Source organism: Streptomyces sp. NPDC002776, assembly GCF_053592195.1.
This window is the reverse complement of record NZ_JBSFVG010000002.1, coordinates 673,200-685,763: the sequence shown is the minus strand read 5'-3', so window position 1 is coordinate 685,763 and position 12,564 is coordinate 673,200. Positions and strand designations below refer to the sequence as shown.

12 protein-coding genes are annotated in these 12,564 nt (G+C 72.5%); 5 read left to right on the top strand and 7 right to left on the bottom strand.

Translation table 11 applies throughout. The annotated features are described in order from the left end of the window. The first annotated feature begins 199 nt into the window (after positions 1-199). Positions 200-979: an SCO2400 family protein gene (locus ACWD11_RS07330; RefSeq protein WP_451281794.1), complete on the top strand. Its 780-nt coding sequence runs from the start codon at positions 200-202 to the stop codon at positions 977-979. Between the two features lie 21 nt (positions 980-1,000). Here the strand turns inward: ACWD11_RS07330 and ACWD11_RS07325 are convergent, their stop codons facing one another. After that, complete coding sequence (locus tag ACWD11_RS07325) at positions 1,001-1,438, bottom strand: MarR family winged helix-turn-helix transcriptional regulator (protein WP_389416236.1); 438 nt, start codon at positions 1,436-1,438, stop codon at positions 1,001-1,003. Between the two features lie 90 nt (positions 1,439-1,528). Here ACWD11_RS07325 and ACWD11_RS07320 point away from each other — a divergent pair, with 90 nt between their 5' ends. Both ACWD11_RS07320 and ACWD11_RS07315 read left to right on the top strand, forming a co-directional pair. Further along, positions 1,529-2,551 carry an NADP-dependent oxidoreductase gene (locus tag ACWD11_RS07320; protein ID WP_451281792.1) on the top strand — a complete coding sequence of 341 codons (1,023 nt, stop codon included), beginning with the start codon at positions 1,529-1,531 and terminating at the stop codon, positions 2,549-2,551. Between the two features lie 115 nt (positions 2,552-2,666). Continuing rightward, a complete protein-coding gene (locus ACWD11_RS07315; RefSeq protein WP_389416238.1) occupies positions 2,667-3,086 on the top strand; it encodes an organic hydroperoxide resistance protein in 420 nt (139 codons plus the stop codon). Positions 3,087-3,149: 63 nt separating this feature from the next. Here the strand turns inward: ACWD11_RS07315 and ACWD11_RS07310 are convergent, their stop codons facing one another. Both ACWD11_RS07310 and ACWD11_RS07305 read right to left on the bottom strand, forming a co-directional pair. Beyond that, a complete protein-coding gene (locus ACWD11_RS07310; RefSeq protein WP_451281790.1) occupies positions 3,150-4,301 on the bottom strand; it encodes a serine hydrolase domain-containing protein in 1,152 nt (383 codons plus the stop codon). 19 nt (positions 4,302-4,320) lie between these two features. Then, a complete protein-coding gene (locus ACWD11_RS07305) occupies positions 4,321-6,825 on the bottom strand; it encodes a M14 family zinc carboxypeptidase (RefSeq protein ID WP_451281788.1) in 2,505 nt (834 codons plus the stop codon). A gap of 141 nt (positions 6,826-6,966) precedes the next feature. Here ACWD11_RS07305 and ACWD11_RS07300 point away from each other — a divergent pair, with 141 nt between their 5' ends. Beyond that, a complete protein-coding gene (locus tag ACWD11_RS07300; protein WP_451281786.1) occupies positions 6,967-7,758 on the top strand; it encodes an EI24 domain-containing protein in 792 nt (263 codons plus the stop codon). Here ACWD11_RS07300 and ACWD11_RS07295 read toward each other — a convergent pair. The 4 genes from ACWD11_RS07295 to ACWD11_RS07280 are packed head-to-tail and all read right to left on the bottom strand — an operon-like array spanning position 7,748 to position 10,023. Then, on the bottom strand, positions 7,748-8,980 hold the full coding sequence (locus tag ACWD11_RS07295; RefSeq protein ID WP_451281784.1) for a pyroglutamyl peptidase: 1,233 nt from the start codon (positions 8,978-8,980) through the stop codon (positions 7,748-7,750). The genes ACWD11_RS07300 and ACWD11_RS07295 overlap by 11 nt on opposite strands. A 58-nt stretch (positions 8,981-9,038) precedes the next feature. Then, positions 9,039-9,266 (bottom strand): LysR substrate-binding domain-containing protein, encoded by a 228-nt coding sequence (locus tag ACWD11_RS07290; RefSeq protein ID WP_389416243.1) that lies wholly within the window; start codon positions 9,264-9,266, stop codon positions 9,039-9,041. A gap of 35 nt (positions 9,267-9,301) precedes the next feature. Next, the gene (locus tag ACWD11_RS07285; RefSeq protein WP_389416244.1) at positions 9,302-9,451 is read right to left on the bottom strand and encodes a hypothetical protein; all 150 of its coding nucleotides are present in this window, start codon (positions 9,449-9,451) and stop codon (positions 9,302-9,304) included. After that, positions 9,448-10,023 (bottom strand): TetR/AcrR family transcriptional regulator, encoded by a 576-nt coding sequence (locus ACWD11_RS07280; RefSeq protein ID WP_451281781.1) that lies wholly within the window; start codon positions 10,021-10,023, stop codon positions 9,448-9,450. Before ACWD11_RS07280 ends, ACWD11_RS07285 begins: the two co-directional genes overlap by 4 nt. Positions 10,024-10,125: 102 nt before the next feature. Here ACWD11_RS07280 and ACWD11_RS07275 point away from each other — a divergent pair, with 102 nt between their 5' ends. Continuing rightward, positions 10,126-12,558: a beta-glucosidase gene (locus tag ACWD11_RS07275; RefSeq protein ID WP_451281779.1), complete on the top strand. Its 2,433-nt coding sequence runs from the start codon at positions 10,126-10,128 to the stop codon at positions 12,556-12,558. Positions 12,559-12,564 lie beyond the last annotated feature (6 nt).

The following is a 12,564-nucleotide window of genomic DNA, read 5'->3' as shown; positions in this document are numbered from 1 at the left end:
GTAGGGAGGGGGCGGCGGGGGTGTCAATGGGTCGCACGCATAACGGTTTCGACACCGCTTTCGACACGCCTTTCGGTACGGCATCGGTGACGGATGGGGCGTATACCTCAACAGGTGCTGCGGAGGGGGTAGTTCCGCACATAACTTTCACAGGCTGCCCTATGAACGTGATCTCCCCGGAACTTAGTCTTCCCGCGTCATGGACTACTGCCACCCGTGCCGACGGCACCTGAATGGCGCCCTCGCCTGCCCGGGCTGCGGCGCACCGGCCGAACAACTCCGCGCGTACCCGAGCGAGGAGGACCCGCAGGCGTACGCCGCGTACGAGGAGGCCGAGCGCGCGCCGGAGCCGGTCGCGGCGGTCGCGGGGGCCGGGGGCCGGGCGGCGGCCCGCCGGTCGGCCCGGGGCGGACGTGGCGCGGACCTCCACGAGCCCGGGGCCGCTGATGAGGTCGCGCCCGAGGGTGGCACCGGCGCCAGTCGCCGCGACCGCAAGGCGGCGGCGCACCGCCGTCGTCGCCGCCGCACCCTGCTGGTCACCGCGGGCTTCCTGCTCGCCGCCGGCGGCCTGAGCCTCGCCGAACTGGGCCTGGACGCCCCCGGCTCGTCCCCCGCCCCGGCCGCGGCGGGCGGGGCCTCCACGGACGGCGGCGCCGAGGAGGAGGCGGTCGAAACGGCGCAGCCGATCAGCGACACCACGGACACACCGGCCACCGCGTCCCCGAGCACCTCCGCCTCCCCGTCACCCTCGGAGTCGGAGTCGGAGTCCGCGCAGGCCACGGAGTCGGCGCAGCCGGAGGACAAGCCGACGAAGGACGCCCAGTCGTCGGCGACGGGGGGAGCGGTCCCCGAGACCTCCCAGGCCCCGGAGCCCACCACGCAGGACCCGGACCCGACTCCGACGGCGGACCCGACGACACCGGAACCCGAGCCGGATCCGGAGGAGACGTGCACACGCTTCCTGTGGTGGTGCGGCTGACGTGACCGGAGTGCGGCCGGCTCAGGACTCCAGCATCCGCCGCAGCAGATCCCGCAGCGCCAGCCGCTCGTCCTCGGAGAGCCCCGCGAGCGGCTCCCGGGCGAACCGCAACGACTCCCGCAGACTGAGGGCGACCCGCCGCCCCTCCTGAGTCGCCGCCGCGACCTTCACCCGCCGGTCCGCGGGATCGGGCCGCCGCTCCACCAGCCCCCGTGCCTCCAGCCGGTCGACGATCCCGGTCACGTTCGACGGCTCGCACTTGAGCCGCTGCGCCAGCTTCCGCATGGGCAGGGGCTCCAGCGACAGCAGCCCCAGCAGCCGGGCCTGCGCCCCGGTCAGCGCATGCGTGCCGGCGGCCTCTTCGTACTCCTCGTGGTACCGCGCCACCACGGACCCGATCAGGTCGACGACCTCCATGGTCAGCTCGTCGGGGCGGTGGGGCGGGTGCGGGGTGGCCATGGCGTCCAGCGTATCCCGTTACTTGACATCATGAAATATTCAGGCGCATGGTTGTTTCAGGTAATGAAGTATTCAGGAAGGTCACCCGCCATGCCCGAATCCCCCGCCCGCCCCGCCGTCAGCCGCGAGTGGCACCTGCTCAGCCGCCCGGTCGGCTGGCCCAAGCCCGAGGACTTCGCCCTCGTGGAGGCGGAGATCCGGCAGCCCGGACCGGACGAGGTGCTGGTGCGCAACGCGTACCTCTCGGTCGACCCGTACATGCGCGGCCGGATGAGCGCCGCCAAGTCCTACGTCGCCCCCTTCGAGCTCGGCAAGGCCATGCAGGGCGGCGCCGTCGGCGAGGTCGTCGCCTCGAACGTCGACGGCATCGCCCCCGGCGACCACGTCCTGCACTTCGGCGGCTGGCGCGAGTACGCCACCGTCGGCGCCGCCCAGACGGTCAAGGTCGACGCGGACGCCGCGCCGCTGTCGGCGTACCTCGGCGTCCTCGGCATGACCGGCCTCACCGCCTACGCGGGCCTGCTGCGCACCGCCTCCTTCACGGAGGGCGACGCGGTCTTCGTCTCCGGCGCCGCGGGTGCCGTGGGCAGCCAGGTCGGCCAGATCGCCAAGCTCAAGGGCGCCTCCCGGGTCATCGGCTCGGCCGGCTCCGACGAGAAGGTCAAGCTGCTCGTCGAGGAGTACGGCTTCGACGCCGCCTTCAACTACAAGAACGGCCCGGTCGGCGAGCAGCTGAGGGAGGCCGCCCCGGACGGGATCGACGTCTACTTCGACAACGTCGGCGGCGACCACCTGGAGGCCGCCATCGGCCTGCTCAACCGCGACGGCCGTATCGCGGTCTGCGGAATGATCTCCGTCTACAACAACACCGAGGCCGCCCCCGGCCCCCGCAACCTCGCCCGGCTCATCCAGACCCGCGGCCGCATCGAGGGCTTTTTGGTCGGCGACCACTACGACCTCCAGCCGCAGTTCGTCCAGGAGGTCGGCCCCTGGGTCGCCTCGGGCGCGCTGAAGTACCGCGAGACGGTCGTCGAGGGCATCGAGAACAACCTGGAGGCGTTCCTCGGGGTCCTGCGCGGCGACAACACCGGGAAGATGATCGTCAAGCTCTGAGCCCTTCCCCGGCCGCCACCTCTTCTACGATTTTCCGGTATGCGGTAACTTCTTTCCGAAACCGCCGTCGATCGTGGGCGCGAGTCACGGCGGACCGAGGAGGAGAAGACACCGCATGTCCATCCAGCAGACCGATGTCCTGTACACCGCCGTCGCCACCGCCGAGAACGGCCGCGACGGCCGGGTCGCCACCGATGACGGCAAGCTCGACGTCGTGGTGAACCCGCCGAAGGAGATGGGCGGCAGCGGCGCCGGAACCAACCCGGAGCAGCTGTTCGCCGCCGGGTACAGCGCCTGCTTCCAGGGCGCGCTCGGCGTAGTCGCCCGCCAGGAGAAGGCCGACATCTCCGGCTCGACCGTCACCGCGAAGGTCGGCATCGGCAAGAACGACGACGGCTTCGGGCTGATCGTGGAGATCTCGGCGAGCATCCCGAACGTGGACGCGGAGACGGCGCAGAGCCTGCTGAAGAAGGCCCACGAGGTGTGCCCGTACTCCAAGGCGACGCGAGGGAACATCACCGTGACGCTGGGCTGACCGCAGGTCGTCGCGTACGACGAAGGCCGCACCCCTGGACGTGGGGTGCGGCCTTCGCCTGTGTCAGACCGCCAGCGCCGCCGTATGGGCCGCCCTCACCAGCCGTGCGTTCTCCGGGGCCGCGCCGCCCGGGAAGGCACAGCGGCGCCTGGTGTAGCCGTAGGCCAGGCCGCTGCGGGGGTCGGCGAAGGCCTGGGAGCCGCCCGCGCCGCTGTGGCCGAAGGCACCGGCGCCCAGGAAGGGATACCAGACGTCGGCGGTGGCCTGGAAACCCAGTCCGAACGCCTTGTGCGCGCGGGCGACCAGGTCGTAGCCGACGGAGTGGATCTGGCCGACCTCGGCGACCGTGTCCGGCTTCAGCAGCGGGGGACGGCCGTCCACCTCGCTGATCGCCGCCGCGTACATCCCGGCGAGTCCGCGGGCGGCGGCCACTCCGCCCGCCGAGGCCGGGCCCTTGGCGCGCACCGTACGGGAGTTGGCGTGGTCGACCAGCTGACCCGGCTCCGGCACATGGGTGTTGAAGGCGATCGAGGAGAGCGTGTGCGGGCCGGTCGCCGTCGCGTCCAGCAGCGCCTGCTGCTTCGGCGTCGGCGCCATCGGCTGGACCGAACGGAAGCGGGATTCCAGGGCGGCGGGCAGCCCCAGGAAGAAGTCCAGCGCGTACGGCGCGCGCACCCGCTCCTCGTACACCTCCTGGAGCGTACGGCCCGTGGCCCGGCGGACGACCTCGCCGGTCAGCGCCCCGATGACCAGGGCGTGATAGCCGAAGGCGGTGCCCGGACGCCAGAACGGCCGCTGGTCGGCGAGCCGTTCCGCGATGACCCGGTCGTCCGCCAGCTCCTCCGCGGTGAACCCGGCGTCCAGGCCCACCAGACCCGCCCGGTGCGCGAGCAGATCACGCAGGGTGAGACCGCCCTTGCCCTCGGCGGCGAACTCGGGCCAGTAGTAGGTGACCTTGCGGTCCAGTTCGAGGGTGCCGTCCTGGACGAGGAGAGCGACCACCAGATGGGCGGCCCCCTTGGTGGAGGAGAACACGCCGTACAGCGACTCCCCGTCCGCGCCGTCCCCGGCCCACAGGTCGACCACCCTGCGACCGTGCACGTACGCGCACAACTGCCCTTCGTAGTAGGGTCGTTCCTCCGCGACGAAGGCGGTGAACGCGTCGCGCACCGCCTCGAACCCGTCCGCGACGGTGCCGTGGATCTCCAGCGTCATCCGCTCTCCTCGTACTCGACTAACCGCTGTGCGCGTGTGCCATGGTGAACAGCGCCCTTCCCACCTGGGCGAATTCTCCCTTGGGATGATCCCGGAAAAGCGGCTCGGTGCCGAACAGCACGGCCCGCTCCCCGCTGACCACCGCGGCCCGGCCCGCCGCGTCCGCCGGCCCGCCCGAGCCGTCCTCGTCCGGCCGCCAGTGCCCGGACAGCAGCGGGTTCCCGGCCGCGTACGACTGCTCCGCCCGCATCCCGGGCCCGAGGTCGGTGAACCACACCGGCGCGTACACGAACCCATGGTCCGTGGCACCGCCCGAATCCACCAGCCGTACCACGCCGTTGGCGTTCCGGTTGCCTTCCACGGCCGTCGCCGCCGGCAGCCCGGCCGCCGTGTTGAGCGCGACGCCCGCGCTGCCCCGTCCGACGAGCCCGTGCCCGGCGAGGAAGGCGTCCAGCGCGGTGCGGGCGGCCGGGGTGAGGCCGCCGTGGTCCAGGCCCGCCGACACGAACAGCACGTCCACCGAGGACCAGTCGAACCCCGCGTTGAGCACGGCCGTGGAGACCGGCACGACCTCGAAGTTCATCTCCCGCAGCGCGAACAGCTCGCCCGCCGTCACGGCCGCCGCCACCCGCACCGGGCGCAGCTCGGCACCGCCGCCGAGCCGGGTGGCGTCGAGGACGACGTCGTACCGGCGTGCCGCCTGCGCCGCCAGCGCCCGCGCCGACCCCGGCACCAGCGCACTGCCGTCCGCGGCCCGCCGTACCGGAACACCTTGCTGGAGCAGGTGGTTGAGCGCGGCCACCTCGTTCGGGTCGGTCAGCCGCAGCCGCAGGTCGCCGCGCGGGGCGACCCGGCCGACGGGCGCGGCCTCGCGCACGGCCCGCAGGGGCAGGCCCGTCAGGCTCCCGGAGGTCACCGGGCGCACCTCGGCGCCCCACAGCCTGCCGAGGCTCCAGCCGGAGATGTCGTACATCACCGACACCTTGTCGCTGATGTCCCGCCCGTCGGCCAGCAGGACGTTGGCCATGCCGCGCTTGGGCTGGCGCAGGTCGACGACGTACGCGCCCTTCGGGTACGTCCTGCCGTCCAGCCGGAAGGGACGGGTGGCGCGGGTGACGCGGACGTCGTTGGCGATCAGGTGGTCGACCAGGCGGGCGGCGGCGGTGGTGCCGCCGGGGATGACGTAGGCGCGGGGGAAGGTGGTCGTGTAGACGTCCTCGGGCCCGATGCCGGGGACCCCGGGGACCGTCTCCGCGGAGACCGGCACCTGGGCCGCTCCGGCCGCTCCCCGGCGGAAGACCTCGATCTGGTCGGCGATCAGCGAAGTCCGCCTGGAATGCGCGAAGTCGAGCGTGGCGCGCAGCGCGGCACCGGCGATGTCGACGTTGATTGCGGACCGGCGGCGCAGTTCCTCGGCCGGCAGGGTGTCGTAAGCGGTGTTGTTCACCCGCAGCGGGATCTCCACCGTGTGCGCGGCGACCGTGCCGTGGAAGGCGGCGTATTGCGGGGTGAAGATCGGCGGCCAGTCGTCCCAGCCCTCCTCCTGGTCCCGGAAGGGGATCTGCGCGGGCCGCACGCCGTCCTGCTGCGGGGTGTGGCCGAGGGCGTTGACCGCCGCCTCCATGCCGAGGGCGTTGGCGTAGGTGTTCTTCAGGAACAGGTCGTACTCGTAGTTCTCGCCGTGCGGGGGAGTGGTGGGCTCGATGAGGGTGCCGTTGACGTAGCCGTGCAGGTCGAGCATGACGGCCGGCTGCTTGTCGAGCAGGATCTGCCGCATCGCCCGCGTCTCGGGCTGCGCGGCGGTCACGAAGTCCCGGTTCAGGTCGAAGCCGCCCGCGTTGGCCCGGGTGCCGGCGATCCGGCCGTCCGGGTTGGCGGTGATGTTGAAGTAGAGGCGGTTGCGGGCCAGGAGGTCCCGGGTGGCGCGGTCGTCCGCCGTGGCGAGCCGTTCGATCAAGCGCAGGGAAGCATCGGTGCCTTCCCACTCGTTGCCGTGGATGTTGTTGTTGAAGAAGACGGGGGTCTTGTAACTCTTCTTGATCTCAGGGGACTTGGCGGCCGTCGTGGGCGCGTTCTCGATGAGGTCGCGCATCCGCTCCTGGGCGCGGGCCTGGTGGTGGGTCTCGGGTGCGGTGACCGTGACGAGATACAAGCGGTGCCCGCCGGCCGAACGGCCCGCGACCTCCACGCTCACCCGGTCGCCCAGCCGTTGCAGGGCGTTCAGCTTCGGCGCGATGCCGTGGTACGGGACGAGGCCCAGCTTGAGGGACTTGTCGGCGGGGTTCTCGGGGTCGGGGGAGAGGACCTGCTCGCGCGGGTAGCCCCGCACGGTCCGGTCCAGGACGGGGGCGTGCTCGGCCAGGGCCCGCTGGGCCGCGCTTGCCGGGGCGCGGGCGGCCCGGTCGGCGGCGGCGTCGCGTTCCCGGGTGGGCGCGGGGCGGTCGGCCACGGCGCTGTGCGGGGTGAGGAACAGGGATCCGACGGTCACTAGGGCGAGCACGGGGACGGTTCTCGCGGTGCGCACACGTACCTCCTCCGGGACTTCCTGAGATCGGTACGGCGAGGTGTACCTGTTCGACTCAACTCCAACAAGAGGGGGTCGGTGCCACCGGTGCCCCGGACGGCGTATCCCGGGGGGATGCGCCCCTACCGATAGAGTGCGGTCATGCGCGATCTTGGGGTGGGTTTCCGCTATCTCCTGAAGGGCCAGCGGTGGGTGGCCCGGCACGGCAAGCAGTACGGTTTTGGGCTGATTCCCGGCCTGATCACCCTCGTTCTGTACGCGGCGGCGCTGGTCTCCCTCGTGCTGTGGGGCGACGACCTGGTGGCCTGGTCCACGCCGTTCGCCGACGACTGGTCGAGCCCCTGGCTCGGGCTCTTCCGCGGCTTCCTGACCGGCCTGCTCTTCGCCCTCGCGCTCCTGCTCACCGCCATCACCTTCACCGCGGTCACGCTGCTGATCGGCCAGCCCTTCTACGAGAACCTCTCCGAGAAGGTCGACCGGGACGTCTCCCCGGACGGCACCGCCCCCGAGTCGGGGCTGCCGCTCTGGCGCGAGCTGTGGATCTCGGCCCGCGACAGCCTCCGGATCGTCGTACGGGCCCTGTTCTGGGGCGTGCTGCTCTTCGCCCTCGGGTTCGTCCCGGTCGTCGGGCAGACGGTCGTGCCGGTGATCGGGTTCGTCGTCACCGGGTTCTTCCTCACCGAGGAGCTCACCTCGGTCGCCCTGCAGCGCCGCGGTGTCGAGGCCCGGGACCGCCTGCGCCTGCTGCGTTCCCGCAGGACGCTGGTGTGGGGCTTCGGCACACCCCTCGCCGTGTCCTTCGTGGTGCCGTTCGTCGCGATCTTCCTGATGCCGGGCGCGGTGGCGGGGGCCACGCTCATGGCCCGCGACCTCCTCGGCGAGGAGACCCTGGAGGAGAACGGCGAGGGGTCGGCCAAGGGCGTCAGCGCGTGACGGGCCCGCTCATCGCGGCCGCCAGGATCTCCCGTACCTGGGCGATGATGTCCAGCCGGTTGCGCACGAACTCGGGGTCGGTGACCTCGGAGGTGTTGCCGGCCGCGAACTGCAGCACGGGCGTGTGCACATGCCCGGCGGGCAGCGTCTCGTGCAGCCCGAGCCGGTCCCGCAACAGCGTCGCCCGGTAGGCGATCTCGTTGGACAGGTAGTTCCCGCCGCCCCCGGCCCGCGCGGTCGACCCCGCCGTCGGCCCGTCCGGCCGCACCACCGGCTCCGTCCCTCCCGCCGGGATCTCGGTCACGGCGGTGTTGTCGTACACGGGGAACGGCCCGGTCGCCGCGGCCACGATCCGCTCGTACGGCAGGGTCGTCGTCGTCCACTGCGGCTGCGACGCCGGATCGCTCACCGGGACGGTCTCGGTGCGGCTGATGGTGTCGTTGTCCGGGAAGCCGCCCCGCCAGGCCCCGTTGGTCCGCTCGATGTCGAACCGCCCGACCCGGCCCTGGCTCACGGTGGTGAGCAGATCGACGCCCCGCAGATACGGCCGCAGCGTCCGCTCCACGGTTGCGTCGGTGAAGTCCCGCCAGCGCACCGGGAACACCGAGGTCTCGATCCGGGCGGGCCCCTGCGCGGTCTCGATCACCGTTCCGTCGAGCGCGAGCGCCGTCGCCCCGGAGGGGTTGGAGATCCGGATGTCCCGGTCCAGGGTGAACGGATCGAACCCGGTGAGCAGGATCCGCTTCAGCCCCTGGCCGTGCGGATAGCGGATCCCGGTCTGCCCGCGCGAGGTCCGCTCCAACTGCCCGAGCAGCTCGTCCCTTTGCCGGTCGGAGAGCCCGAACTCCGGCTCCCAGGACCGCACCTCCCGCGTCATCCCGAGCCGCGCCCAGTACAGCGGCCGGTCGTCGTCCCGGCTCAGGTCCCCGGCCGCGGGCCCCCGCCCCTGCGCCCGCTCCACGGCCCGCCGCCACAGCGCGGACCCTTCGCGTACGACGACGGCGCGGGCCTGCGCGTAGGACCGGGCCCCGCGCAGCTCACGCGTGAACTCGGCGGTCATGGCGTCGAATCCGGACCGCCGGAGGATCTCCTGGGGCACCGCGCGGTCGAGCCGCTGCTCCTCGACGGTGGGTGACTCCGCGGCGGTCGCGCTGGTGGGGGCGGTCAGCGTGGCGGCCAGGGCCAGTTCCAGGGCGCAGATCCCAACTCGTATGCAGTTCAAGGGGTTTCCGGTCCTTTCGGTGCGGTGGAGGAGCATGGTGAGGGCTCGCTTCCCCGCTTCACGGCACCGGAACCGTCCCCGCCGCCTCCCGCAGCGCCGCCAGGAACGCCTCGCCGGCCGGGGTGAGCGAGCGCCCGCGTGCCGTCGCCGCGTACACCGCCCGCCGGGGCGTGTCCTCGTCGAGCACCGGCAGGAGGGCGATGTCGGGGCGGACGGACGTTGCCGCCGGCGCCGGGACCAGGGTCACGCCGAGGCCCGCGGCGACGTACCCCTGCTCGGCGCGCACGGCGCGACCCTGGCCGACGTCATCAACATCCGGACCTAGCTCACCGACATCTCCCGGCTCGCCGAATACGCCGCCGTACGGCGGGAGTTGATCACCGGGACCCCGCCGGCCAGCATGACCTTCGAGGTGCCGAGGCTGTTCCGGCCGGAGGCGATGATCGAGATCGAGGTGGTGGCCGCGGTCACTCCTCGCCCAGCAGGGTGAGGAAGTCCCGGAACGCGCCCGGCATGTCCACCGACTCCGGGTCCAGCAGCCACTGGTACTGCAGCCCGTCCATGACGGCCACCAGCAGCGGCGCGGTGCGCTCCGGGGTGAGGCCGTTCGGCAGCCGGTCGCCGTACTCGGTGCGCAGCACCTCCGCCATGCTCGCGCGGACACGGGTGTAGCGCCGCGTGAAGTACTCACGGGCCGGGTGGCCCTCCGTGACGCTCTCGCCGAGCAGCGCCGAGAAGGTCTGGATGATGCCGGGCCGCATGGCGTTGTACTCCACCAGCGAGGCCAGCAGGTCGATCCGCCACCGGGTGTCCGGCACCGCGTCCCACTGGTCGCGGTCGGTGAGCACGGCGACCAGCAGCGCGTCCTTCGTCGGGAAGTAGTGCAGCAGCCCCTGCTGGGTGAGCCCGACCCGCTCCGCCACCGCGGCGAGGCTGGCGCCCCGGTAACCGCGCTCGGCGATCACCGCCAGGGCCGCCCGCACGATCTCGGCGCGGCGCTCCTCACTCCTGACCCTCGCGTTCATGGCGTCACCGTACGACATCGACCGACCATCAATATTACAGCAACATAACGAAACCTACCGGTCTACAGGGAGTCGATGCAGGATGGAGGCACAGCACGGACTCGACGAGGAGGCACCACCATGGCGGGAACCCGCACCCGGGCCGACGACGCACGTGAGACGGCCGTCGAGGCAGCCCTCGCCCGGCTCGACCTCGGCGCCAAGGCCCGACTGCTCGCCGGCCAGGACATGTGGACGCTGCCCGCCCTGCCGGAGATCGGCCTCAAGTCGCTGGTGATGTCCGACGGCCCGATCGGCGTCCGGGGTGTGCGCTGGACCGCCGACGACCCCTCCGTCGCGCTGCCCTCCCCGACCGCGCTCGCCGCCACCTGGGACCCGGAGCTGGCCCGCCGGGCCGGCGTGCTCCTCGCCCAGGAGGCCCGCCGCAAGGGCGTCCACGTCCTGCTGGCGCCCACCGTCAATCTGCACCGCTCGCCGCTGGGCGGCCGGCACTTCGAGGCGTACAGCGAGGACCCGTACCTCACCGGGCTGATCGGCGCGGGCTATGTCAGCGGCGTCCAGTCCGGCGGCGTCGGCACCACCGTCAAGCACTTCGTCGCCAACGACGCCGAGACCGACCGCTTCACGGTGAACAACCTGGTGAGCGAACGCACCCTGCGCGAGCTGTACCTCGCGCCCTTCGAGACCATCGTGGCGAACGCCCACCCGTGGGGCATCATGACCGCCTACAACACGGTCAACGGCACCACGATGACCGAGCACCACCACCTGGTGAACAAGGTGCTGCGCGGCGAGTTGGGCTTCGACGGGTTCAACGTCTCCGACTGGACGGCCGCCCGCTCCACCACCGGCGCCATCGAGGGCGGCCTCGACGTCGCCATGCCGGGCCCCGACACGGTGTACGGCGACGCCCTGGCGGCGGCCGTACGCGCGGGGGAGGTCAGGGAGGCCGCCGTCGACACCGCCGTACGCCATGTGCTGCGGCTCGCCGCCCGGGTCGGTGCCCTGGAAGGGGCCGAACCGGCGGTGACCGAACCGCCCGCGCCGGTCGACGGCGCGGCGCTGGCCCGCGAGATCGCCCACCGCTCCTTCGTCCTGGTCCGCAACCAGGGGGCGCTGCCGCTGAAGCCCGGCACGGTCGCGCTGATCGGCGCCGCCGCCCGCGACGCCCGGATCCTCGGCGGCGGCTCCGCCACCGTCTTCCCCGCCCGGACCGTCTCCCCGCTCGACGGCCTCACCGCCGCCCTCCCCGAGGGCAGCCTGCGCTACGCCGTCGGCGCCGACCCCACCACCGAACTCGCCGTCGCCGACCGGGGATTCGCGCTGCGGGCCATCTGCCGCGACGCCGCGGGACAGGTCATCGGCACCGCCTCCGCGCCCAACGGCCAGATCCAGTGGATGGGTTCCGACCTCCCCGACGGCGTCACCCACGACACCCTGCACAGCGTCGAACTGACCGGCACCTACACCCCGCGCGAGACCGGCCGGCACACCTTCGGCATCAAGGGCCTCGGCGCCTTCACCCTCACCGTCGCCGGCACCACCTGCTACGACGACGTCCAGGGCACCGAGCGCGACGACCCCTTCATCAGCTTCTTCGGCGCCCCCGAACCCCGCGCCGAGGCCGAACTGACCGCCGGGCAGCGCGTCGACGTCTCCCTCACCCACGTCGTGCGCTTCCCCGAGGGCGCCCCGGTCAAGGCCGTCGGCTTCGCCCTCGCCCACCAGGAGCCGCAGCGCGACCCCGACGAACTGATCGCCGAGGCCGTCGACGCCGCGCGCGCCGCCGACACGGCCGTGGTCGTCGTCGCCACCACCGACCGGGTGGAGTCCGAGGGCTTCGACCGCGCCGACCTGAACCTCCCCGGCCGCCAGGACGACCTGGTGCGCGCCGTCGCCGCCGCCAACCCGAACACCGTCGTGGTCGTCAACTCCGGCTCCCCGGTGGAACTCCCCTGGCGCGAGGACGTCGCCGCCGTCCTGCTCAGCTGGTTCCCCGGCCAGGAGGGCGGCGCGGCCCTGGCCGACGTCCTGACCGGGGCGCGGGAGCCCGGCGGCCGGCTGCCCACCACCTGGGGCTCCCTGACCGACGCCCCGGTCACCCAGGTCGCGCCCACGGGCGGCGAACTCCCGTACACCGAGGGCGTCTTCATCGGCTACCGGGCCTGGGACAAGGCGGGCCGCACGCCCTCGTACCCCTTCGGGCACGGCCTCGGCTACACCGAGTGGGCCTACCAGTCGCTGGAGCTCGACGGCCGGACCGCGAGGATCCGCGTCCGCAACACCGGCGCCCGGGCCGGGCGCGAGGTCGTGCAGCTGTATCTGGCCCCGGGGGAGCGCGACGCCGAGCGTCCGGCGCGGGTGCTGGCCGGATTCGCGCAGGTGACGGCGGAGCCGGGGGAGACGGTCGAGGCCGTGGTGGAGATTCCGCGCCGCGCTTTCGAGATCTGGGACGAGAAGACCACCTCATGGTCATGTGTGAAGGGTTCGTACGAGATCCAGGCCGGTCGCTCGATCACGGACCGCAGGCTCACCGGGACGATTAACGTCTGAGTCGGG

Coding starts and splice junctions, on each gene's coding strand:
- ACWD11_RS07330 (WP_451281794.1), top strand. CDS start 200: ATGGACTACTGCCACCCGTGCCGACGGCACCTGAATGGCGCCCTCGCC.
- ACWD11_RS07325 (WP_389416236.1), bottom strand. CDS start 1,438: ATGGCCACCCCGCACCCGCCCCACCGCCCCGACGAGCTGACCATGGAG.
- ACWD11_RS07320 (WP_451281792.1), top strand. CDS start 1,529: ATGCCCGAATCCCCCGCCCGCCCCGCCGTCAGCCGCGAGTGGCACCTG.
- ACWD11_RS07315 (WP_389416238.1), top strand. CDS start 2,667: ATGTCCATCCAGCAGACCGATGTCCTGTACACCGCCGTCGCCACCGCC.
- ACWD11_RS07310 (WP_451281790.1), bottom strand. CDS start 4,301: ATGACGCTGGAGATCCACGGCACCGTCGCGGACGGGTTCGAGGCGGTG.
- ACWD11_RS07300 (WP_451281786.1), top strand. CDS start 6,967: ATGCGCGATCTTGGGGTGGGTTTCCGCTATCTCCTGAAGGGCCAGCGG.
- ACWD11_RS07280 (WP_451281781.1), bottom strand. CDS start 10,023: ATGTCGTACGGTGACGCCATGAACGCGAGGGTCAGGAGTGAGGAGCGC.
- ACWD11_RS07275 (WP_451281779.1), top strand. CDS start 10,126: ATGGCGGGAACCCGCACCCGGGCCGACGACGCACGTGAGACGGCCGTC.